General features: G+C 34.7%; 20 protein-coding genes and 1 riboswitch. Of the genes, 11 read left to right on the top strand and 9 right to left on the bottom strand.

Annotation, left to right across the window (positions count from 1 at the left end; genetic code table 11):
* Position 1: 1 nt before the first annotated feature.
* Positions 2-4,051 (bottom strand): CHAT domain-containing tetratricopeptide repeat protein, encoded by a 4,050-nt coding sequence (locus tag Q3Y49_RS12410; RefSeq protein WP_303268563.1) that lies wholly within the window; start codon positions 4,049-4,051, stop codon positions 2-4.
* A gap of 148 nt (positions 4,052-4,199) precedes the next feature.
* On the opposite strand from Q3Y49_RS12410, the gene Q3Y49_RS12405 reads away from it, so the two are divergent.
* Positions 4,200-5,843, top strand: coding sequence for a M1 family metallopeptidase (locus Q3Y49_RS12405; RefSeq protein ID WP_303268561.1), 1,644 nt, complete (start codon positions 4,200-4,202; stop codon positions 5,841-5,843).
* Positions 5,844-6,007: 164 nt separating this feature from the next.
* The gene (locus tag Q3Y49_RS12400) at positions 6,008-6,661 is read left to right on the top strand and encodes a hypothetical protein (protein ID WP_303268559.1); all 654 of its coding nucleotides are present in this window, start codon (positions 6,008-6,010) and stop codon (positions 6,659-6,661) included.
* A 221-nt stretch (positions 6,662-6,882) separates the two neighbouring features.
* Here the strand turns inward: Q3Y49_RS12400 and Q3Y49_RS12395 are convergent, their stop codons facing one another.
* On the bottom strand, positions 6,883-7,539 hold the full coding sequence (locus tag Q3Y49_RS12395; RefSeq protein WP_303268558.1) for a transglutaminase-like domain-containing protein: 657 nt from the start codon (positions 7,537-7,539) through the stop codon (positions 6,883-6,885).
* Positions 7,540-7,662: 123 nt separating this feature from the next.
* Between Q3Y49_RS12395 and Q3Y49_RS12390 the strand changes: the two genes are divergently transcribed.
* Positions 7,663-8,283: a TetR/AcrR family transcriptional regulator gene (locus Q3Y49_RS12390; RefSeq protein WP_303268556.1), complete on the top strand. Its 621-nt coding sequence runs from the start codon at positions 7,663-7,665 to the stop codon at positions 8,281-8,283.
* Between the two features lie 8 nt (positions 8,284-8,291).
* Here the strand turns inward: Q3Y49_RS12390 and Q3Y49_RS12385 are convergent, their stop codons facing one another.
* From Q3Y49_RS12385 to Q3Y49_RS12365, 5 genes are all read right to left on the bottom strand, one after another.
* Positions 8,292-8,672, bottom strand: coding sequence for a nuclear transport factor 2 family protein (locus Q3Y49_RS12385; RefSeq protein ID WP_303268554.1), 381 nt, complete (start codon positions 8,670-8,672; stop codon positions 8,292-8,294).
* 18 nt (positions 8,673-8,690) lie between these two features.
* A complete protein-coding gene (locus Q3Y49_RS12380; protein WP_303268553.1) occupies positions 8,691-9,470 on the bottom strand; it encodes a hypothetical protein in 780 nt (259 codons plus the stop codon).
* A 6-nt stretch (positions 9,471-9,476) separates the two neighbouring features.
* Positions 9,477-9,815: a nucleotide pyrophosphohydrolase gene (locus tag Q3Y49_RS12375; RefSeq protein ID WP_303272105.1), complete on the bottom strand. Its 339-nt coding sequence runs from the start codon at positions 9,813-9,815 to the stop codon at positions 9,477-9,479.
* Positions 9,815-11,452 (bottom strand): amidohydrolase, encoded by a 1,638-nt coding sequence (locus Q3Y49_RS12370; protein WP_303268551.1) that lies wholly within the window; start codon positions 11,450-11,452, stop codon positions 9,815-9,817. The genes Q3Y49_RS12375 and Q3Y49_RS12370 overlap by 1 nt, the downstream gene beginning before the upstream one ends.
* 164 nt (positions 11,453-11,616) lie before the next feature.
* A complete protein-coding gene (locus Q3Y49_RS12365) occupies positions 11,617-12,411 on the bottom strand; it encodes an AMP nucleosidase (protein ID WP_303268550.1) in 795 nt (264 codons plus the stop codon).
* Positions 12,412-12,509: 98 nt separating this feature from the next.
* On the opposite strand from Q3Y49_RS12365, the gene Q3Y49_RS12360 reads away from it, so the two are divergent.
* Entirely contained in the window at positions 12,510-12,953 is a 444-nt protein-coding gene (locus Q3Y49_RS12360) for a type I restriction enzyme HsdR N-terminal domain-containing protein (protein ID WP_303268549.1), read from the top strand.
* A 1-nt stretch (position 12,954) separates the two neighbouring features.
* Here Q3Y49_RS12360 and Q3Y49_RS12355 read toward each other — a convergent pair whose 3' ends face one another.
* The gene (locus Q3Y49_RS12355; RefSeq protein WP_303268548.1) at positions 12,955-13,779 is read right to left on the bottom strand and encodes an aminotransferase class IV; all 825 of its coding nucleotides are present in this window, start codon (positions 13,777-13,779) and stop codon (positions 12,955-12,957) included.
* A 93-nt stretch (positions 13,780-13,872) separates the two neighbouring features.
* Between Q3Y49_RS12355 and sdaAB the strand changes: the two genes are divergently transcribed.
* The 3 genes from sdaAB to Q3Y49_RS12340 are packed head-to-tail and all read left to right on the top strand — an operon-like array spanning position 13,873 to position 17,334.
* Complete coding sequence (gene sdaAB, locus Q3Y49_RS12350; protein ID WP_303268547.1) at positions 13,873-14,550, top strand: L-serine ammonia-lyase, iron-sulfur-dependent subunit beta; 678 nt, start codon at positions 13,873-13,875, stop codon at positions 14,548-14,550.
* A gap of 16 nt (positions 14,551-14,566) precedes the next feature.
* Positions 14,567-15,997, top strand: coding sequence for a TolC family protein (locus Q3Y49_RS12345; protein WP_303268545.1), 1,431 nt, complete (start codon positions 14,567-14,569; stop codon positions 15,995-15,997).
* 2 nt (positions 15,998-15,999) lie between these two features.
* Positions 16,000-17,334: an efflux RND transporter periplasmic adaptor subunit gene (locus tag Q3Y49_RS12340; RefSeq protein WP_303268544.1), complete on the top strand. Its 1,335-nt coding sequence runs from the start codon at positions 16,000-16,002 to the stop codon at positions 17,332-17,334.
* A 51-nt stretch (positions 17,335-17,385) separates the two neighbouring features.
* Here Q3Y49_RS12340 and Q3Y49_RS12335 read toward each other — a convergent pair whose 3' ends face one another.
* Positions 17,386-18,594, bottom strand: coding sequence for a hypothetical protein (locus tag Q3Y49_RS12335; protein ID WP_303268542.1), 1,209 nt, complete (start codon positions 18,592-18,594; stop codon positions 17,386-17,388).
* Between the two features lie 76 nt (positions 18,595-18,670).
* Here Q3Y49_RS12335 and Q3Y49_RS12330 point away from each other — a divergent pair, with 76 nt between their 5' ends.
* The 4 genes from Q3Y49_RS12330 to Q3Y49_RS12315 all read left to right on the top strand — a co-directional run bounded on the left by Q3Y49_RS12330 (position 18,671) and on the right by Q3Y49_RS12315 (position 22,180).
* Entirely contained in the window at positions 18,671-19,822 is a 1,152-nt protein-coding gene (locus Q3Y49_RS12330) for a DUF4221 family protein (protein WP_303268540.1), read from the top strand.
* Positions 19,773-20,744 carry a hypothetical protein gene (locus tag Q3Y49_RS12325; RefSeq protein WP_303268538.1) on the top strand — a complete coding sequence of 324 codons (972 nt, stop codon included), beginning with the start codon at positions 19,773-19,775 and terminating at the stop codon, positions 20,742-20,744. Before Q3Y49_RS12330 ends, Q3Y49_RS12325 begins: the two co-directional genes overlap by 50 nt.
* 123 nt (positions 20,745-20,867) lie before the next feature.
* The gene (locus tag Q3Y49_RS12320) at positions 20,868-21,467 is read left to right on the top strand and encodes a transcriptional regulator (protein WP_303268536.1); all 600 of its coding nucleotides are present in this window, start codon (positions 20,868-20,870) and stop codon (positions 21,465-21,467) included.
* Complete coding sequence (locus Q3Y49_RS12315) at positions 21,464-22,180, top strand: DUF3307 domain-containing protein (RefSeq protein WP_303268534.1); 717 nt, start codon at positions 21,464-21,466, stop codon at positions 22,178-22,180. Before Q3Y49_RS12320 ends, Q3Y49_RS12315 begins: the two co-directional genes overlap by 4 nt.
* Before the next feature lie 75 nt (positions 22,181-22,255).
* Positions 22,256-22,375: riboswitch (SAM riboswitch) on the top strand.
* Positions 22,376-22,392 lie beyond the last annotated feature (17 nt).

The following is a 22,392-nucleotide window of genomic DNA, read 5'->3' as shown; positions in this document are numbered from 1 at the left end:
TTTATTCTCCAATAATTGTAAAAGCAGCCCAATAATAAGGTTGTGGGAACTCCTCTTTTATTTTCATTTGCGCTTTTCGAAATGATGTAAACTTATCATCTCCCTCCGTCCAATTTTTATAAAATTCGGTCATCAAAAGTTGGGTTGTATAGTCATTTACTGTCCATAAACTCATTATTAAATTTTCAGCCCCTGCTACTAAAAATGCTCGTTGTAGTCCATAAACTCCTTCTCCATTTTTTACATCGCCAAGTCCGGTTTCACAAGCAGAAAGTACCACCAGTTCCGTTGCATCCAAATTCAGATTCATAGTTTCATAAGCCGTCAGTAGCCCGTCTTCAAAGCTGTTTTCGTATGGTAAGCCTCCTGCTAGACCAATAGAAGCACCTGAAAGCAATATCCCTGATCTTAAAAGTGGATTTTCTTCTTTACCTTGATTTTCTACTCCTGAAATTTTATTGTCCGCATTATATGCTTTAAAGAAACCATGAGTGGCAATGTGTAAAATATTTGGAGCAGTTAAACTGTCGATCAGAATTTCATTGGCCTCTTCGTCCAGATATTTCTTGACTGACCAATTATTGGCTCTTGTCATGGAATCAATGGCATTTATCTCAATTTTCGTACCTGGAAGTGCAGGAATACCACCGGTAAAATTCCTCATAAGCCCCACATTTTGAGCTTCTAAATTCATTTCATCTGCAGGTCTCCCTAAGGAAAAATCAGGTGAACCAATCAAAACCAGACTTGGGAACTCGTGAAAATCACTTTCATTTGCCTGAATTTTGTCAATTGAATTAGCCTTTGGCTTTCTATTTTTAATTAAATCACGTGAACTTGTAATGATCCTGATATTTTCTTTCTCAAGAAGATATTGACTTAGATGCTCACTATATAAAGTATTTATATTAATCTTGTTATAAATCCCATCCGGGCTAATGAATAATTTATCTAGCCCTTCCGGGATCTTTTCATCTACCCACTCCCATAGGTTTTCATAAGAAATCTTATCCATTAACTTGAATTTAATCAGGTTTTGATAGGCATTAAAATACTGCTTTTCGATTCTTCTTCCTTCCTGTAATACTGCAATTTCAGGTTCATCCATAGTATCTGTTAAAATGAGACCCGCGTAAACTATTGAATCATTTTTCAAACTCTTTTTGACCCTCACTAACTCCACAACCCCTGTATTGGATGCCAAACTTTGTTGAAGTTTTTTCCAATTAATACTGTCAGAGCCAAATCCTGCATTAAATAAATTAGACTTTATACTCAATTCCTTTTCCATATTATTAATGGAGGCTTCCAAATGCTCCAAATCAATGCTTTGAGCTAGTAGTTCCTCCTTAGTGTAGGAATAATATTGTATAGCTTTTTCTTTTTTATCTTGCCAATTCTGGAACAATATTACCAATTCCTGATCTCCGCTATTAAGGATCTTATTCCTCATCTTAGCTGATGCATTAAGCAACATAGCCTTGGTAGTTAATTGTAAGTCAAATAAATCTTCCTTCAATTTGGGAATGGCCTCGTAGTTCTCAATAGCAAAATCCTTGTATGCTTCAAAAACCGGATTTACTTTATGATAGAAAGCCGATTTCTCGCTCTCACTCATAGATGGGAAGTATTCTTTGAATAAGAACAAATAACTTTTAACAGAGGAATTAAATAAAGCATATGCTGAATCAATTTCATTTTCAACTTGCTTCAAAATACCCCAGCCATAGAGAGTGAAAATATAATCAGGATGATTTTCACCTAAAACATCCCTTCTTAGTTTAGTTACTTTTGCAAACAGCGAATCTGCTTTTACATGCTTGCCTTGTTTTTGATAAAGAACAGCTAAATTGTACTGAGTGCTTGCAAATGTTGGATTTTCCCTCCCGTAAACAGCCTCATCTATTACTAATGATTTTTCGTAAAGATCTTCTGCTTTCTCGTAATCTTCATTGGTTAAATATAGAGATGCTAAATTATGCAAAGTCGTGGCATATTTTGGATGCTGCACACCATAAATAATGGAATCTAATTCCAAGGCTTCGTTGAGCAATGGCAGGGCCTGGTCCACATTTCCTTCCGTCTGAAAAATGGATGATAGATTTTCTATGGAAGAGACATATGAAGGATGAATTTTACCTAATTTTTCGGTGTAAGTAGCTATAGCTTTTTCCAAATTACTTTTGGCCTCCTTTAAATTTCCAGTGCTTTGGTAATACAACCCCATTCCAGAAAGGGCATCTGCATGGGCTACACTCTGGCTTCCGAAAACAGTTTTAGATAAATCTACTGTTTTTCTAAAATACTGCTCTGCAGTTGGGTAATCAGCTTCTGCCAATTTAACTAAAGCCAATTTTGAATATACATTTAACAGGGACGGGTGCGATTTTCCTAAACTAGTTATATAAGTTTTTTCAGCTAATTGAAATAAGGAATCTGCTTTCCGGAATTGTGAACGGCTTTGAGCAACTGTACCCAAATTTTCATAGACCTTTGCATTATTTTCATGATTTTGATCAAATATCGCGTTAAATATAAATCCAGCATCTTTGAAATTGGATTCTGCTAAACCATAATTGCCATTTTCCAATCGCAAAGCACCCAAATTATTTAATGTATTAGCATATTCTACTGTTTGCTTGCCCAATACATCCTCAATCAATTTCAAATTCTCAGTAAAATAAGAAGCCGCTTCCTCTACGTTGGTTTTATTTTGCTCTAAAACTCCCAGGCTATTTCTAGTTTGGATTTCAATCTCAGATTTAAAATTACTATTTCCTTCAAACTGCTTTAACGCTTTATCTAAATATAATCCAGCTGAATCAAAGTTTGCAAGCTCCAAATATAGATCACCGGTATTTTTATATACTAATGCCTTCTCTTCATTTATTCCCGAAATGTTATTCAAAATTTTATCTTCGACATAGAGCAATAATTGTAGGGCTGAATCCAACTGTCCCATAGTATTATACACCAAAGCTTTTTGAGCTAAAATCTTAGCTGACTGAAGACTGTCTTGTTGACTATTGATGTTTAAAGAATCATTTGCTGCAGTGTACAAAGATAATGCAATTGCATATTCTCCCTTATTAAAGGCTACTGCCGCACTATTCAACTGACTTTGCAAATCATTACCACTTAACACTAATAATGACTCGCCTTTTTTGTTTTGGCCAGTTTTCTGATATAGAACACCCAAATTATTCTGTGCGCTTCCATATATCTCCCGATCGGTGTCTTCATCATTTTCCAATTGAGTTACTAATATTTCATAAAAAGAAATAGCCTTATCATTCTGGCTCTGCTCTTGGTATATAAGCGCTCTTTGGTAAGCGGAAAATTTCCATAAATCGGAAGATTGTAAATTATTATCTTGGGTAATACCTATCACCTTATCAAAATAATTGGCTGATTCATCCAAAATCCCATCTTCTTGTAGAAGTGTGGCCACATAATAAAGTGAATATAAATATTGAGTTCCCACTTGAGCAATATGTTGATTTAGAATAGGAAGGGCCTCCTGAAAGTATGTTAAAGCATCCTCTTCATTATTTTGGTATAATAAGGATGCGTAGTCATAAATAGCCAAGGCATGATTTAAGGAGTTCTTATCTTCTTGCTGAAGAACTTCCATGTAGTCCTTAGCATAGCTTATTGCTTCGGAAATATTATTGGTTTGAAGATTTAGTTGAGATAAAAAATTTAATAATTGAATATAGAATTGAGTTTGTTGATCAAAAGAAACCTCATTCATCAATTGCAATTCTTCTTTTGCCAAGTCCAAACCCTCCTCATATTGCTCTGTTTTAAAAGATAATTTAACTCCTAAGTGAAGCGTGAATACATAAGCTTGATGCTTTTTACCATAAGTATTTTCAGCTTGATCTAATGTCTGATTTAATAATGATTGGGCTAATTCTAATTGGCCTTCCTTTTCAGCCTTTTGTAAAGCAGTAAAAGACTCATCCCAAGAAGTTTGAGCATGAACCATTACTGACATGAATAGCGCTAAAGAGCCCAATATTAAAAATCTGGCCAATTTTATCTTCATACTTACGCAAGATGATAATTTCAAAAGAATTATGAAATATTTTTATCGAAATACCTATTTATAGGTATCCGTAATTTTTGCTACAAAACAATTTATCTTCATTATATTTACTCTTGATCTAATATATCCTGATTGAAACCCAACGCATATGTTAAGCAATACCAAAAAACTTATTTTTATAGCTATTTTTTCCATCCTCAGCACCGCTGTTTTTGCTCAAAAAATTTTCACTAAAGCTGACAGTCTGAAAGGTGGACTTACTGAAGAAAGAATTTGGTGGGACTTGAAATACTACCATCTTTACACTGAAGTAAAACCAAATGAAAAATATATTACTGGAAGTAATCTGATTCGATACAAGGTACTAGAGCCTCATCAAATCATGCAGATCGATTTGCAAAACCCGATGCAGATTGACAGTATTATTCAAAATGGTGAAAAGCTGAAATTTAGTACTGCGTTTAATGCCCATTTTATCGAATTGATCGATAAACAAATAGAAGGGGAATTGAATGAATTAACGGTTTACTATTCCGGGAATCCTAGAGTTGCTAAAAATGCTCCCTGGGATGGTGGATTTACCTGGAAGAAAGACAAAAATGGAAAAGATTTCATTGCTACTGCTAATCAGGGAATTGGCGCCAGTGTTTGGTGGCCATGCAAAGAACACCCTGCTGATGAGCCTGACAGTATGCTAATCAGCGTGAATGTTCCCAAACCATTAGTTGATGTTTCTAATGGGCGGTTGCGGCAAGTAGAAGAACACAAAAACAGCAGAACTTATCATTGGTTTGTGAGTAATCCTATCAATAATTATGGAGTAAATCTCAATATTGGTGATTATGTCAATTTTTCGGAAAAATATGAAGGCGAGAAGGGAATATTAGATTGTAGCTATTGGGTTTTGAGCTATAATCTTGACAAGGCTAAAAAACAATTTCAGGAAGTCCCAAGAATGTTGAAGGCCTTTGAATATTGGTTTGGCCCCTATCCTTTTTATGAAGACAGTTATAAATTAGTAGAAGCCCCTTATTTAGGAATGGAACATCAGAGCTCCGTCACTTACGGAAATGAATTCAAAAACGGTTACAGAGGAAGAGATTTAAGCCAAACTGGCTGGGGCTTGAAATTTGATTTCATCATCATACATGAATCCGGACATGAATGGTTTGCCAATAATATTACCTATAAAGATGTAGCGGATATGTGGATTCATGAAGGATTTACCCACTATTCTGAAAACCTATTTTTAGATTATCATTACGATTCTTTGGCGGCCAATGCTTACGTGCAAGGAGTCCGATCCTCCATTCAAAATGACAGACCCATAATTGGGAAATATGGCGTTTCTTATGAAGGTTCAGGTGATATGTATTATAAAGGAGGGAATATGCTCCACACCATCCGACAATTATTTGATGATGATGAAAAATGGCGACAAACCTTGAGAGGATTGAATAAGGAATTTTATCATCAGACGGTGACTACCGAACAAATAGAAATTTTTATCTCACAGTCATATGGTGAATCTTTGGACAAGGTTTTTGATCAATATTTACGTAGCATTCAAGTTCCCACTTTCACCTACCGAGTTTTAGAAAACCAATTGCTATACAAATGGGAAAATACCGTTGATGGATTTGACATGCCGATAAGGATTTTTATTAACGGAGAGGCAGAATGGCTAAAACCCAATTCTACAGGTTTTAAAGCTTTAGAAAATTTACCTGAAAATGCAGAGGTTTTGGTGGACCCCAATTTCTATGTGGCGGATTTTAATTTGACAGAATAATTTGAAGTAATGGGAGATATACAAAAATCAGGATATCAATGCTTTTGCAAACAGTATATTGCATTTTTAACATTGAATTAATTTTAAAATTCATTTACTGCCCCATGTAGAAATATATACTTCCTTTAATTAATAGAGCAGTATAAACCAACACGAAAACTAAGATGAAACAGCTAATTCTACCTCTACTGATTTTAATTAATATAAACTTATTGGCTCAGACCACAGAGATTGATGAGCCTTATCAAAAAGGAACAGTAGAAAATGGATATAGAGTAGGCGTTTGGCATTATTACGATTCACAAAATGAACTAGCGCTCAGCTTTGATTTAGATGCTAATCAATTAATCCATTTAGCCAAAGACACTTCTTCTTATTTTATCTATGATAATGGATGGAAAAGTCTCAAGCCAGATCGTCAAATAAGATACTTGGGAAGTTATTATTTTTTATATGATTTTTTGGCAATGAATCTTGCCAGTACTTATTCTTCTACTGCTGCAAAAGAAAACATCAACACAATACTCATACTAGAATTAGAGTTTGATGAAAAAGGGGTTCTGGTTCAAAAACATATCATTGGAGAACTAAAAAAGTATTTCGAAGAAGCTATTTTGGAGGTTACTGAATCTATTCCAGAATACTGGATTCCTGCTGTTTATGAAGGAAAAACTGTAAGAACCAAGATTGCTTTTCCTTTGATTTATACCAATAAAACCAATGAAAAGAAACAGCCGAAAATAGAAGATATTGAGTATGATGGAAAACTAATGAGCCCAATAAAAATTATTGGATATGGCGTTAGTGTAAGGAGATAAACATTCAACTGCATTTTGATTTATACAATTTCCCAACCTTCATGTCTTCTGAAATCTATTTTTCCGCGGGAATTTTGAAATCATTATTAAAACCACTACTTATTGAAAATAATATTTCCTTGGCACTTGTCATAAAGTATGGAATACCAGTTTCTACTAATGTGAATTTAATACCAATCAAAAGAAAATAGGCCCATGCACTCCCAGTAATGTTTTAGACTCTACTTTATGTAAAATACGTCTCTTTCTTGAATCTGAGATGCTAGATGTGGATAATGTCTGGTTAGCTCAGACATAAACAATTCATAAGGAATATCTGCGAAATGACCATATTGATGCAGGTACTCCATGAATTTACTCCCACTTTCATCGTATTCTTGGAAAATTGAATCTCCCTCGGGATTGAACTCCAATGGTTTCACATTCAGCTTTTCACAGAGTTCTCTATTGAATACAGGCGTTACTTTAATCCATTTGTCATTTAAATAAATTTCAGCATAGCCATGGAAAACTAATACATCACTTTTAAGAACCGCTTCTAATTTGGCAGTCCCGATGTGATTTCTAACGTTCGCAAAACCTAATCGAGAAGGAATACCAATGACTCTACAAGCCGCAGCGAAAAGACAACTTTTTTCTATGCAATAGCCATAATCTCTTTTGAGCAAACTACTGGCTTTCATTTCTTTTTTTGAGAAATGCAGTCTGAAAGGATCGTACCTAAAACCATCACGAATGGCATAATACAAGAACTTGACTTTTTGCTTATCATCTTGAGTACCAGAACTGACTATCTTTGCAAATTTCTGAACATTGGGGTTGTCCGAATTAATAAACTCGCCTGGCTGCAAATATTGACTAAATTGCTCGTGCTTCATTTTTCTTTCTAGGCATTAATGCCTAGCAAATGTAATAAAACAAAATCCAACTCTAGGCATTGAGGCCTACATTTATTTTAGCAGTTAAAAAATGCTTAATATTGTAGTAGATTTCCAGCATATATGAGCACAAAAGACAAAATACTAGAAACTGCTTTGAAACTGTTTAATACCTATGGCATATCCGCAATTTCGAGCAAGGCCATAGCGGATGAAATGGGGATTAGCTATGGGAATTTATGTTATCACTTTCCGAAAAAAGACGACATCATACTTCAGTTGTATCTTAATATGCAAAAGAATGTAGAGCAGCAATTTCAAAACATCAAGGAGGAAGTAATCAATCTTGAGTTTATGCTTAGCAGGCTGAAAATACTATTTGAAGAAATCTACAAGTATAAATTTATTTATTTGGGAATTACCAAAGTGGTTCGTCATTTCGACCACATTAAAAAACATGCTCAAGATCAATTTGATCAAAGGTGGAATATCTTGGATACAATTTCTAGCTTTTTAATTTCTAATGGATATATGAAAGCTTTTAAAGATGAAAGACAGAAAGATTTACTAATTCATGCATTATTGATGGTCAGCAATTCCTGGATTTCCGATGCTGAGGTTTTTTATAAGGGGAAGAGTGACGAAAAAATAGATTACTATATGCAGGTGTTTTTCAATCTCGTGCGCCCTACTTTAACAGAAAAAGGATTAGAAGGATTTAAGAAGGTTTATAAGCTAGAATAAACCACAAACTAGTACATCTTATTGGGATTTGCTGACTCTTCCGGAATCTGCTGAATGCTGTCCCAATGTTCCACAATTTTTCCATTGTCATCAAAACGGAAGAAATCCATGGTGACATATTCTGCATCCCCTTCCCAAACCTGATGAGTGTGCAGGGCGACTAAGCCATTTTCCGCAACTGCCCTTACAAATTCAACACTTTTGTTCGGGTACTCCCTTTGCATTCTTTCGAAATATTCAACAAATCCTTGAGTTCCATTAGCTACGGCAGGATTATGTTGAATATATTCATCTCCAACATATAATTCAACAGCTTTTGAAGGATTGCCCTCAAAGGCTGTTTTGTAAAATTTAATGGCATTTTCTTTTTGCTGATCTAGCGTAATCATATACTTAATATTACATATTTAATTACTATTAACCTGACAGTACAATTTTGAACTCTCGTTTGCTGTAAATCCGACTAACAAATCCCTTAATTCTTCAGATTTCGAGATCTTTTCCCACATCAATTGGTTTGCCTTGTCTATGTAATCATCATATTCTATGCTTTTCATTTCTGTAGAAACTTCCGGTATCTTGCGATTAAAGTAGCTCCAAACTGTTTTCTTGGGATTAGAATATTTCTCTTCAAATAATGCTTGAAAACATAAGGCTTGAAGGATGACGGACTCATAGCTCTTAGTTTCACCATAAATCTCCGGAAATTTACTTTTACCAGTGCAAAATGACCAGCCCACTCTTCCCTCGCCAGCAGATGAAGCATAATATAATTTTGAGCTTAAATTCGTTAAACTGTCAATATTGATTTGATATTGATCTTTGAATTTTTCAGGATAAATTAGTAATTGAATTGCTCTTTTTATCTCTTCATCTTGATTTGCAAAATTCTGAAAATCAAGATGAACATTATCCCTACTCTTTGTGGAGTATTTTATGGAGTCTGGCAGCTTTTCAAAAAACAAATTCCATTGTAAATAACTCAAAGCTAACTCATTTGAATAAACAAAATCATAGAATTTTTCTGTACGTAATATCCCTTTATTTACTCTGGGCTGCCATGTAGAATTCGCTGTTTGCTCAAGCAAGAAGACGGAATCAATAAATTTTTTTGTAGGTAATTCTTCTTGTTTTGAATTACATCCAAAAAATATTACTGCTAAAACGATAATAACAATATTCCTCAAGATAGTTTATTTAAGTTTCTCATTATCCTGATGTCTATCTTTATCACGCTTAGTCTTCTTTTCAATATTTTTTCTCAAAGCATCGGTTAAGTCAACACCAGTCTGATTCGCCAAGCAAATAAGAACCCAGAGCACATCAGCCATTTCATCACCCAAATCAGCATTTTTATCACTTTCTTTAAAAGACTGTTCACCATATTTTCGGGCCATTATTCGAGCTAATTCTCCTACTTCTTCTGTCAGGATCGTCATATTGGTCAGCTCATTGAAATAGCGAACTCCTATGGTTTTGATCCATTCATCTACCTTTAATTGAGCTTCTGCTATGGTTAATTCTTTTTTCATCATCTTAATTCGTATACTTTCTGGCCAGCTGAGTAGGTTTGCATAACTTCCGTTCCACGCAATTCTTCTACTGGAACTTCCATGATATCTTGGTCCAAAATCACAAAATCTGCCCATTTTCCTTTGGCAATGCTTCCTTTTTCTTTTTCCTCAAACTGACCAAAAGCGGCCCATGAAGTCATTCCCCTTAACGCTTGCTCTCGATTTAAGGAATTCTCAGGCTGGAAACCCCCTTCGGGTAAATTATCATCATCTTGCCGAGCTACTGCAGCGTGAAAACCATAAATTGGATTAATATTCTCTACAGGAAAATCAGAGCCTAAAACCAACTTTCCATTCTGCCTCAATAATTCTTGATAAGCATAAGCATTTTTTACTCTCTCCTCTCCTAACCTTTCATGCGCCCAATCCATATCAGAAGTAGCATGAGTTGGCTGAACGGAAGGTAGAATATTGTAATCGCCAAACTTACTGAAATCATTATCGTCAAGTACCTGAGCATGCTCAATTCTCCACCTTTTATCATTTTTTCCTTTCAAATACTTAGCGTAAATACTGGTGATAGCTCTATTGGCTGAATCACCAATGCAATGAGTATTCATTTGAAAATCCTTCGCAAATATAATTTTAGCTAAGCTGTCAAATACCTGAGGCTTACTCCTTAAAAATCCATAATTACCCTCGTCATCCGAATAGGGTTGAATCAGACAAGCTCCTCTTGACCCTAAAGCACCATCTCCGTAAATTTTAAAAGAGCGCACATTTAAATAATCAGTTTTGTAATGGCCATTACTGAAATAATGATTTATGTTTTCAGCTGTCGGGTTGATCATAGCATAAATCCTCATTTGCAGTAGACTGTCCTTTTGCATAGCGTCCAATAAATCTATTTGAGACTTGTCCAAACCTGCTTCCGCTAGTGAGGTAATCCCTACCGCAAAACAATTATTTTGTGCCTGCTGAATAAGTTCCTTTTTCTGATCCTCATCCATTTCAGGCATTTTATCCATCAGTAAATTCATAGCATTGTCAATCAATACACCACTTGGCTGACCATCTTTCAACAGAACTTCTCCTCCTGAAACTTTGGTTTTAGCTGTCACTCCTGCCAGATCCAATCCTTTCTGATTGGTTAAAATAGCATGAGCATCTACCCTTCTCAGCATCACAACCTTATTGGGAAATAGAATATCCAAAGTATCTTTATCTGGAAATTGTTTACCCTCCCAATTAATTTGATCCCATCCTTGCCCTAGTAAAGCAGGAGCTTCCGGATATTGATCCGCATGTTTTTGCAATCGTTGGATTAATTCATCAAAAGATGCTGTACCTACTAAATCTACATCACCTAAATCCTTAGCATACCTAATGAAATGCGCATGTCCATCAATAAAACCAGGATAAACCGCTGAACCCAACAAGTCAATTTCTTCGTCCGATCGGTATTGGTTGCGAATATCTTTTGACTTTCCAACAGCTAAAAATTTACCATCTTTGATGGCAAATGCTTCTTCCTTATCAAATTTATCATTGACAGTGTAGATGTTTCCATTAAAATAAATGGCATCAACAGTTTCTCTGGTACTGCAGGAAGCTATTAAAACGATGAAGGTAAAGGAGAGTAAGAGTTTGTTCATTTTTATGCTTGGCTTAATTTGATCACTTATTTGAAGTTTCACGACTATGATATTCAAAAATATCTGTCAGGTTTATACCATTAGAAAGTTACTTGCTTTTGCCATTTTGAGGTACAATAAACATGTCTAAACCTGACAGATTCACTTTTTGAAAATGGTTAAAATTAATCTTGGTCAAATAAGGTCTCGGTAAATTTCAAATGCTTCACTGATTCACCTGAGTTTTTCAATTCAATTAATGAATCTATACCGATTTGAAGATGGTAATTTACATAGCTTCCAGTTACTTTTTGATCACTTTGGGCAGTTTTCACCCCTTCTGGAGTCATTGGATTATCAGATACTAATAATAATGCTCCCCTAGGAATGCTATTGACAAAGCCAACTGAAAAAATAGTGGCGGTTTCCATATCCACAGCCATTGCCCTGATCCTTCTTAGGTAGTCTTTAAAATCATCATCGTGCTCCCAAACTCTTCGATTCGTAGTAAAAACAGTACCGGTATAGTAGTCCATTTCATGTTTTTTAATCATGGAGGAAACTGCTCTTTGCAAGCGAAAAGATGGCAAAGCAGGTACTTCAGGTGGCATATAATCATTACTAGTTCCTTCGCCTCTTATCCCTGCTAATGGTAAAATTAAATCACCGATCTTGGATTTCTTTTTAATCCCGCCACATTTACCTAAAAAGAGCACCGCTTTTGGCATAATAGAGGAGAGTAGATCCATAACTGTTGCGGCTACTGAACTTCCCATGCCGAAATTGATGATCGTAATCCCTTCAGCTGTGGCTGTTTGCATAGGTTTGTCTCTTCCCTTTATTTCCACATTATACTGCTGGGCAAACATTTCAACATAATTGATGAAATTGGTTAATAATATATAGTCTCCAAATTCATCTAGTCCTGTTCCAGTGTAACGGGGCAACCAATTGTCAACGATTTCTTTTTTTGTCTTCATTTATGAGTTTTATGGGATAAATAAACCTGTCAGGTTTAGATTAATTTTATTTTTTATCTATAATTAAATTTAAATTGCCACAAAGTTAAGCGAAACCAATGCAAAAATTAAACCTTCCGCCATATGATGTGAACTTGCGTAATATGGACGGCAAGATACATATTTTTGACCCCATCAGGAAAAAATATTTGTTTTTAACGCCTGAGGAATGGGTACGTCAGCATTTTATCCAGTTTCTGATTCACTATAAAAACTATCCTGCCACTTTAATTAATGCAGAATCCGGATTAAAATATCATGAAAGAAAGAAAAGGACAGATGTCACGGTTTTCAATAGAAAAATGGAACCACTTCTATTGATAGAATGCAAAGCCCCTAATGTAAAAATATCCGATAGTACCTTTTCACAAATCGCAAATTACTATAGCCAATTTAAGGCTAAATACATGATTATCACCAATGGAATGGAGCATTATTGCTTTAGGCCTGATACCAAAGAATTGGTTTTTGAGAAAGAGATTCCTGAGTTTACGGTATTATAATTTACCACTTAAAAATTTCCTTAAACAACTTTAAACCTTCTGTACAATCTCCCATTTTTGTCATATAAATTTTCTGAATGCAATTAACACCAGCTACATTAATGGTGAAAATGGATAATTTATCTGAAATCAATTCTTCAGGCATCCATAAAACCTCTTTAATTTCGAGGCCAAAATGCTTTGCATTTTTAAATAAAAACCTTCTGCTCACTCCATTGATACATCCAGTTTCCAAAGATGGTGTATAGATAGTACGTTTCTCTAAATTCAAAAAATAAAGATTAGATGAAGAAGCCTCTGCTAAGAAACCATCTTGGTTTAATAAAAATAACTCTTCCAAACCTCTTTCCTTCTTTTCAATACCTGCCATAACATAAGGCAAAGCCGAAATCGTTTTTAAATGGCTAAAAGCTGTTTCTTGTAAGTAAATTGAATCGGCTATCCCAACTTTTTCAAATTGTACAATTTTCTTTTTTTGAGCTTGTTCTGAGGTTAACAAGTACTCTGCATTAGATTGTTCTGGAGTATATAAACCACCTGATTTTCTCCAGATATAAAGCTTTATCCGAGCTGAAAGTCCTATTAATCCATTCACTTCTAATAATTCTAGTACAGTATTTTTAAATTCTTCTTTTGTAAAAGATATATTCAACTTTAAACCGTTCACCCCTTCAGAAATTCTTTCCCAATGCTCATCTAGAAACATGATTTCCTTTTTTCGATAAATAATTGTTTCAAAAATTCCATCGCCATATTGAAAACCTCTATTCGAAACCTCCAAAGCGACTGAATCTGAGCGTGTTAATTTACCATTGTAATCAATCATGATTATTTTGCTTTTAAAACTTCCATTATCCATTCATCAATAATACTTTTGTCACTGCAATTAATTGTCTAATATTGGGTTTTATTTTAAGAAATGGGAGAAAGAAGCAGTATTTTTGATATGATCGGACCAGTAATGATAGGCCCTTCAAGTTCTCACACTGCAGGCGTAGTTCGGATTGCTCGTGCTGCTATAAAAGTTTTGGGAGCAAGACCAGAAGAGGCTGTTGTAACTTTTTACAATTCATTTGCAAGAACTTACGAGGGACATGGCAGTGATAAAGCAATTGTCGCTGGTTTATTGAACTACAAAACTGATGACATCAGGATTAAGGAATCCTTTGAACTAGCCAAAGAAGCAGGTCTCAAATACACCTTCAAATCTATTGGCAGTGCCGGCACTTACCATCCTAATACGATCAAATTAAACTTGATTAAAGGAAATAAAAATGTAGAAGTAATCGGAGAAAGTTTAGGAGGTGGAGTCATCAACATTTCCAAAGTAAATGGTTTTACTGCCAATATTTCTGCCGCATTACATACGCTCATTATCACCGCTGATGACAGAGAAGGAAGTATTGCTTTTATAACCAATATCATCACTCACGATAAAGTAAATATTGCCACAATGAGTGTTTCCAGAAAAGGTAAAAAGGATATTGCCTGCTTAGCAATTGAGATGGATAGTGGCTTGAAACCCATCACTTTGGAATATATGAAAAATTTAGAATGGGTAAAAAATGTGATTTATATACCCGATATTGATATGTAAACTATGAACTATTATTATGCTTAGAATTTATTTATTATTTGTTCTCTTGACTATTGGACTTACTGTCAATGGGCAAGATCAATGGTCATTGCAGAAGTGCGTGGACTACGCACTAGAAAATAATTTGCAAGTCAAACAATCCGCGCTGGATGTGGAAAGTGCCGAAATTAATTTATTTGGTTCCAAGATGAGTAATTTACCGGGTGTAAATGGTAATTTAGGGATAAATACATCTACAGGTCGTTCTATTGATCCTTTTACTAACACCATTATTGACCGAGGTATAAATTCTCAAAACGCAGGACTTAATGCCAGTCTTCCTTTATTTGATGGGTTTCAACGATATAATAGTATCAAAAGAGATCAGTTTGGCCAATTGGCATCCGAACAAGACTTAGCTAATGTTCAAAATAATGTCACTTTGGATGTTGTTACATTCTACACTAATATTCTTTTTAACATAGAATTACTTGAAACGGCCCAGTTGAGATTACAAACTACAGAAAGCCAGGAAAACAGAGTTGAAAAGCAAGTGGAAATTGGCGCATTGGCTCAAGCAGATTTATTGCAAATCAGACAGCAAAAAGCAAATGATGAATTAGAAGTTGTTAGAGCTGAAAACAATTTAAATATTTCATATTTACAATTAAAACAAGCTTTACAAATTCCTGCTGAACAGCCATTTGATATTGAGATACCAGATTTACCAGAACCAAATGAAGGTGAATTAATGGAAACTTCATCGAATGTATATCAGTATGCACTACAAAATCAACCCGTTATAAAAGCGGCAAAATATAGAAAAGAAAGCGCAGTGAGAGGAATCGGAATTGCAAAAAGCGGGTACTACCCTTCTTTGAGTCTCAATGCTGGAATATCTACTAATTACTCTGATGCTGCTCCTGAACAATTTCCTGTGTTAGGCTCTGAAAACATCACCATTACGACACCAGTTGGTGTTGTTCAAAACACGGGGCAAGTGGTGGTGTCAGAACAAAGTGTTCCATCTGAATTTACTGATAATACCTACTTAAATCAATTGGATTTTAATCAAAGAAGATTTGTGGGTTTGAGTTTAAACATTCCTATTTTTAGTAGATTTCAAGTAAAAAATAGCGTACAACAAGCCATTATTAATCACAAAAGAAGTGAATACCAGCTTACTTCTGCTAAAAATCAGTTGCAACAAACCATTGAGCAGGCTTATTTAGATGTAAAAGCTGCTGCAAAATCGTATGAAGCATTAAAGAATAGTTTTGAAGCTTCAGAACTAAGTTTTAGAAATGCAGAGCAAAGATTAGAACTTGGCGCAACTGATGCGGTAGAATTCACCCAAATAAAAAACGATTTCGAAAGAGTAAAATCAGATCTCATTCGAGCAAAATACGATTATATATTTAAACTTAAAGTACTGGACTTTTATCAAGGGAAACCTTTAAACTTTTAACCATGGCTAAGAAAAAATCAAATAAAAAAGGATTATATATTCTTATTGGAATAGTTGTTGTTTTAATCATTGCAGCAATAATAGGTAAAAAATCGGGCGTTATTGGGCAGCCTCCTTCTACTTCAGTTGAAGTAGATGACGTACAAAAGAGAACAATAATTGAAAAAGTAAATGCTAGTGGAACTGTACAACCTGTCGTAGAGGTGAAATTAAGCCCTGATGTTGCAGGTGAGATTACAGAATTGGCAGTAGAGGAAGGCGATCCAGTAAAAAAGGATGATTTATTGGTGAAAATTAGACCCGATAATTTTGTAAGTGCATTGGAAAGGGCAAAGGCTAATTTGAACCAACAAAAAGCTGGACTAGCGCAAGCAGAGGCTTCTCTGGAAAGAGCAAAAGCACAATTGACTCAATCTAGGCAAATCTTCGAACGTCAGAAAAAACTCTACGAAGAAAAAGTGATTTCTACAGCTGATTACGAATCGGCATTGGCTAATTATCAGGTATCTCAAAATGATAAATTAGCTGCAGAGAAAAGCGTTTTAGCTGCACGATATACGGTCAAAAGTAGTCAGGCTACTGTGGATGAATCAAGTGAAAACTTAAGAAGAACTACAATATATTCTCCAGTTGATGGAACTGTTTCTAAGTTGAGTGTTGAACTTGGTGAAAGAGTAGTAGGAACTCAACAAATGGCAGGTACAGAAATGATGAGAATTGCCAATTTGAATAATATGGAGGTGCGTGTAGATGTAAATGAGAATGATATTATCAGAATTAATATCGGTGATACCGCCAATATTGAAGTAGATTCATATACTTACATGGAGAAAGAATTCAAAGGGGTTGTAACTGCCATAGCCAATACGGCCAATGAAAAAGCTTCACAGGATGCAGTAACCGAATTTGAAGTGAAAGTGAAAATACTTAATTCTTCATACGAGGATTTAATCACCGAAGATGGAGATTCTCCATTCAGACCAGGAATGACGGCTAGTGTTGAAATTATGACGGAAACTAAGAAGGATATCTTAACTGTGCCGCTTTCTTCAGTTACTTTAAGAACTCCGGAAAACAAACAAGATTCCGCTGCCAAAGAAGTAGATGTTCGAACTCCTAAGAAAGAGAAAGAAGTTGTTTTTGTGGTACAGGACGATAATACCGTAAAAATGACAGAAGTAAAAACGGGCATTAGCGACTTTGAATTTATCCAAGTTGACGGGCTTAATGCTGGTCAAGCAGTAGTTAAAGGTCCTTTCTTAGCAATTTCTAAAACCCTCAAAGACGGAGATTTAGTGGAAGTGAAAAATAAAGAGAAAGCTAAAACAGAGGAATAGCAGATATTTAATTTTTAGGTAAGGAAATGGCAGTTTTTCAACTGCCATTTTTTATTGTAGCCCTAAAATAATTCCAGGAAAAAAATTTCCGAGTGTCAATAAAGAAGGTTCTTGGTTTTTAATTGATGTTAACTGATAATTGATAGCTGCTCCTAATTCCAAATACCGTTTTTTGGTTATTTTAAATCCATAAATCAATTCCGAACGCCAAATTCTTGGACCTTTTAAAAGCTTAACGTCTCGTGCTTTTTGTTGCCACACGGATGTGTTTATAGAAACAAATTTGGTTCTATAGGGGTCACTCCACTCCTTCTCTAAACCGTACGAAAATCCCCAAACGGGCATGCCAGAAATAGATAAATTATATCCAAACTGTACAATATTGCTGAAAAATCTACTTCCTGTTCCTAAAGAAATATTTGATAAAAACAGATCTGTTGAACGAAAACTTAAGTAACCATCACTTGCATCAATATTCAACAATCCCAAAGGGACTCCATTATTTTTCCCACTAATATTAATCAGCCCAATTTGATTCCCATTATTCACCTTACTGAAATTGATTAAACCAATCTGCCAGCTGTCACTGAACAAACTGCTGAATTCATGACCAAAACCTGCAGTTCTGGCATAATTAAATAGTCCCAATTGTAAGCCATTAGTTTGTCCATCCGAATAATTGAACAAGGGTGCAATCTGAAAACCTACCATACCTAGCTTAGTTGAATTGATCAAACCGGCTATTTGAGCGCCAACAAGATTTCGTGATTTATTAGTTAAAAAGCCAAGTTGGAATCCCGTAAAGCCAGACTCTACAATATTGAAAATTGAAATTTGAACCCCAGTCCCATCCCCAAAAGTTTTATTAGTAATTGTAGCAATTTGAAAGCCTCTGAACGTTTCTTGCAACTTTTCTTTAGGGTTCAACTTATTATTAACTCCCGATATATTGGCAAATCCAGCAAACTGTAGACCCAGAAACTTTTCATAATTATAATTGGAAATAAGCCCAATCTCTATACCACTCACACTTCCTGTAATACCTGAACTTAAGTTCAAGGATAACTTATAGTGTTGGGAAATTTCATCCGCAGAATGATTACTAAAACCAGGAAAAGCAGAAATATGAATGCTTGATTGCTTGGAATAGTACTGAGCGAATAAATTTGTCGAAATCAAGAAGAAAAGCAGTAAAACTATAAACTTAAAATTGGAGTCTCTTGCTCTTATTTTTTCTAGTCTTTTAATAATATCTTGCATCCTTTTAAGTTATAGTTTACGGCTATAGTTCAAATTTAGCTAAATCTTTAACAGCTGTAAACCAATCTTATTGTTAATGTACAGAATTACATACCTAATCATTATTATTTCATTATTCACTTCATGTGATGAGAAAGATGGTCAAGAAATTGATTTTACTACAATTGAGAAGAAAAAAATACAGCTAAACTTTGCAATGCGCGAGATGATTTCAACCACTCAATGTAAAAATATTGAAGGAACAGACTATCTTTTTCGCTTTATAGACTACCAATCGCAGCAGAAACCTCAAGCTTTAGAAATTATCAATTTAACAAGTGAAAGAGTCGAAAAGATTATTAATTTCCCGATGGAAGGTCCTAATGCTTTTGATGGTTTGGTCAATTTTCATGTACATAATTTCGATTCCATATTTTTCCATAATGAAGCTTTCCCGCTTACTTTCTACTTGACCGATACTAGCAAAGTAATAAAACAGAAGTGGGAAATTGAAGATATGGAAATAGGCGCTGGATGGTCGGCCAATTCAGCTCCATTTCTTATCGATGACAGATTGTACTTCCACAGCTTTTCCACGCAATCATTTTACCCTGATGAACAAGATTTTATTGAAAATGAGTTTTTAAGCTACTTGCATTTAAGGACTGGAGCAATAACACCAATCTCGTCTGTTGACTTCCCTAAAATATTCAAAGAGAATTTTAGAAATGGAAAATGGTTTCCATGGAGTGAAAGTCCTATTCTCCATCATTATAATAATAAAATGTTTGTAGGATTCATGATGAGTCCTGAGGTAACAAGCATTAAAGAAGGTCAAACTGAAAAAATTAAACTTGAAATCTCACAATCGAAACTAGCAGTGCCAGTTAGCATTGACATCAATGACTATGCTTCAAATTTTTACTCCTTAATTGGAAATTCGCAATTGAGTAAAATAATCTATGATCCATACCGAAAGAAATTAATTAGACTATTCAAACGCTCAATAGAAATTGGAGAAAATGAGGATAGAGAGTCTGTCTATTATCGTTCAAAATTCGATTTACTATTTTTCGATTTGAATGGAAAACTCGTAGCAACATTAGAATTGCCAAAAAACAAAATCAATCCTTCAGTTATAATTCCAACTGAAAAAGGTCTATTAATCAATACTGACAACCCCTTTAACCCAGAGAACCATGAAGACTATCTTGAGTTTAATCATATTAGCATTGATAATTTGCAATAATTTTCCAAGTAATGCGCAGACTGTCAACAACGGAAATCTTTTCTTTTGCAGAGCAAATGCAGATATGGGAAATATAATTCCTATCGATGATAAAGTAATCATTAGACCCAACAAAGCAAGCTCCCTATTATTATCCAATCGAAACGGTTTAATTGATGATACACTTAAAATGAAAAAAGAATGGGGGCCTGTAATGGGTGTTGTCGTTACTTCTGATTCCACCTTTTCAGTAGCCTTAGGAGCTCATGGGTTGGGAGTTCAGATTAAGAACAACAAGTTTTCAATGCTGGAAGAAATTCCATCTGTATTTTTTATTGAAGAGTATGAAACGGGAATGAAGATACCTATTGCAGATTATGTGGTTGGGATAACCCCTAATACCAATGCTCCAAGGAAACACAGTATTTATCAATTTGCACTAATCCATAAAGTAGACTCACAACTTTTAATTTTGAATGAACCACTTCCATTGAAAGCAAGGTACTATCAAGGAATGAGTCATTTAGCCGACTATTATGTTAGCGACAATAAACTAATTATTAATCATTCCGAAGCCAACGCTCTCATCATTCATGATTTAAAAAATGAACAAACTGAAATTAAAAGATTCCCTGAAATTGAAGACAAAAATAAGGAGATTTGGTATGCTATTGTAGATAATGCCAATGATGGTTTTTATCTAGTACGAAATCGAAAGAAAGAGGTAAATGAAGTCTACTCCTATAACTTAAAATCCAACGAGCTGCAATTTATTTTATCCACGGAGCATCATATTTCAAGCATCAATAAATCAAGAGCATTTTATCGAGAAAAAGACGAAGAGGGGGATATTTGCTTTTATTATATAGGCTTAGATCAAACTTCAAATTCTAGTGTTGAGGTTATAAAACTTGATGAGGTTACAATAGAGAATAATAATTGAGGTAGTGCCACTTTTCCTATTACCCTTCAATATTATATAAATCATATAATTAAAAATATATGCCATATATCATATAATATTAAATATACCATAATTGTCATATAATTTTGTATATTTGATAGTATGATAGCAGTAATAACTGGAGACATTATCAATTCTTCACACAGTAAAAATCAAGAATGGCTAAAACAGCTTAAGATAGGCTTAAATCAATTTGGTGGATCACCTAAAGATTGGGAGATTTTTAGAGGTGATAGTTTTCAACTTAGAGTAAGTATCGAAAAAGTACTATATACTGCATTTTACCTCAAAGCTTCCATAAAACAAATCAAAGGTAAAGATGTGCGGATGGCAATTGGAATTGGTAGAGAAATGCATAAATCTCAAAAAATAAGTGAATCTAATGGAGAGGCCTATCAAAATTCTGGAAAATGCTTTGAAAGCCTTAGAAAGGCAAATCTAATGATTAGAAGTTTCGATTCAGAATGGGACAATACTTTAAATTTAATGATAGCACTTTACTTGTTAACGGGGAACAAATGGACTCCGACAGAGGCGAATATCATCAAAACGGTATTTGAAAACCCCAGTAAAAACCAACAGGAAATAGCAGAAGAACTAAATAAAAAACAAGGAAATATCAGTGTAGCCTTGAAGAGAGCTGGCTTTGATGAATTAAACCAACTCATCACATACTATGAACAACAAACCCAACTTCTATGATTTCATTTCTCCTCAAAACCTTAGTGGCCCACGTACTAGGTGATTTTGTGTTTCAACCAGACCATTGGATAATAGACAAGCAACAAAAGAAAGCGAAATCAAAATTTCTTTATTTCCATATAATCATCCATGCAGCTGCTTTGTTGATTCTATTGCAACTGGATTCCCGATATTGGTTGGCTTTCTTGATAATTCCTATCAGTCATTATTTGATTGATATCATCAAAATCAATCTTGAAAAAAGTATTAACAGCAGATTCCTGTTTGCCTTAGACCAAATAGCTCATTTATCAGTGATCATTGGTTTAGGATCGTTTTATTATCCTGAACTGATCAATTTCAATTTTGAGCTTTCTAATAATGTACTGTTTTTATTACTAAATATTCTGCTGATCACCTACGGAGTTGCGGTTTTGATAAAAGTCATAATGTCAAAATGGGATTTGCCAGAAGACTCTGATTCTGATTCATTATCAAAAGCAGGAAAATACATCGGCATGTTAGAAAGGTTATTTGTTTTCAGTTTTGTGTTGATGGCAGAATGGCAAGCAATCGGTTTTCTTATTGCCGCAAAATCAGTATTTCGCTTCGGTGATTTATCAAGAGCCAAGGACCGAAAACTTACAGAATACATTTTAATTGGCACATTATTAAGTTTTGGTCTTGCTATTTTGGTAGGCTTTGTTTACAAAAACATGCTTACCCTTATCTGAATATCAACAATAGACAATTAAACAAAATTCTTAACAATCACTTTTCCATTTCGCTTTTTATGCTTTACTTTGATTCACTTATCCAGAAAGACTGAGGGATTGGGCCCTTTGAAGTCTTAGCAACCCTTCCAATGCATTTGCAAAAGGAAAAGGTGCTAACTCCCATCCAGGCGGATAGTCTGGTAAAGATAAGAAACAGCCTTTCTCACGGC

The sequence above is a fragment of the Marivirga harenae genome, from assembly GCF_030534335.1.
GTDB classification, from domain to species: Bacteria; Bacteroidota; Bacteroidia; order Cytophagales; family Cyclobacteriaceae; genus Marivirga; species Marivirga harenae.
Note: the sequence above shows the minus strand (reverse complement) of the source record. Positions and strands in the feature narration are given on the sequence as shown.

Excerpts from the sequence above, each read along its gene's own strand:
- Q3Y49_RS12410 (WP_303268563.1), bottom strand. The coding sequence starts at position 4,051 with ATGAAGATAAAATTGGCCAGATTTTTAATATTGGGCTCTTTAGCGCTA.
- Q3Y49_RS12405 (WP_303268561.1), top strand. The coding sequence starts at position 4,200 with ATGTTAAGCAATACCAAAAAACTTATTTTTATAGCTATTTTTTCCATC.
- Q3Y49_RS12400 (WP_303268559.1), top strand. The coding sequence starts at position 6,008 with ATGAAACAGCTAATTCTACCTCTACTGATTTTAATTAATATAAACTTA.
- Q3Y49_RS12395 (WP_303268558.1), bottom strand. The coding sequence starts at position 7,539 with ATGAAGCACGAGCAATTTAGTCAATATTTGCAGCCAGGCGAGTTTATT.
- Q3Y49_RS12390 (WP_303268556.1), top strand. The coding sequence starts at position 7,663 with ATGAGCACAAAAGACAAAATACTAGAAACTGCTTTGAAACTGTTTAAT.
- Q3Y49_RS12385 (WP_303268554.1), bottom strand. The coding sequence starts at position 8,672 with ATGATTACGCTAGATCAGCAAAAAGAAAATGCCATTAAATTTTACAAA.
- Q3Y49_RS12375 (WP_303272105.1), bottom strand. The coding sequence starts at position 9,815 with ATGAAAAAAGAATTAACCATAGCAGAAGCTCAATTAAAGGTAGATGAA.
- Q3Y49_RS12370 (WP_303268551.1), bottom strand. The coding sequence starts at position 11,452 with ATGAACAAACTCTTACTCTCCTTTACCTTCATCGTTTTAATAGCTTCC.
- Q3Y49_RS12365 (WP_303268550.1), bottom strand. The coding sequence starts at position 12,411 with ATGAAGACAAAAAAAGAAATCGTTGACAATTGGTTGCCCCGTTACACT.
- Q3Y49_RS12360 (WP_303268549.1), top strand. The coding sequence starts at position 12,510 with ATGCAAAAATTAAACCTTCCGCCATATGATGTGAACTTGCGTAATATG.
- Q3Y49_RS12355 (WP_303268548.1), bottom strand. The coding sequence starts at position 13,779 with ATGATTGATTACAATGGTAAATTAACACGCTCAGATTCAGTCGCTTTG.
- sdaAB (WP_303268547.1), top strand. The coding sequence starts at position 13,873 with ATGGGAGAAAGAAGCAGTATTTTTGATATGATCGGACCAGTAATGATA.
- Q3Y49_RS12345 (WP_303268545.1), top strand. The coding sequence starts at position 14,567 with ATGCTTAGAATTTATTTATTATTTGTTCTCTTGACTATTGGACTTACT.
- Q3Y49_RS12340 (WP_303268544.1), top strand. The coding sequence starts at position 16,000 with ATGGCTAAGAAAAAATCAAATAAAAAAGGATTATATATTCTTATTGGA.
- Q3Y49_RS12335 (WP_303268542.1), bottom strand. The coding sequence starts at position 18,594 with ATGCAAGATATTATTAAAAGACTAGAAAAAATAAGAGCAAGAGACTCC.
- Q3Y49_RS12330 (WP_303268540.1), top strand. The coding sequence starts at position 18,671 with ATGTACAGAATTACATACCTAATCATTATTATTTCATTATTCACTTCA.
- Q3Y49_RS12325 (WP_303268538.1), top strand. The coding sequence starts at position 19,773 with ATGAAGACTATCTTGAGTTTAATCATATTAGCATTGATAATTTGCAAT.
- Q3Y49_RS12320 (WP_303268536.1), top strand. The coding sequence starts at position 20,868 with ATGATAGCAGTAATAACTGGAGACATTATCAATTCTTCACACAGTAAA.
- Q3Y49_RS12315 (WP_303268534.1), top strand. The coding sequence starts at position 21,464 with ATGATTTCATTTCTCCTCAAAACCTTAGTGGCCCACGTACTAGGTGAT.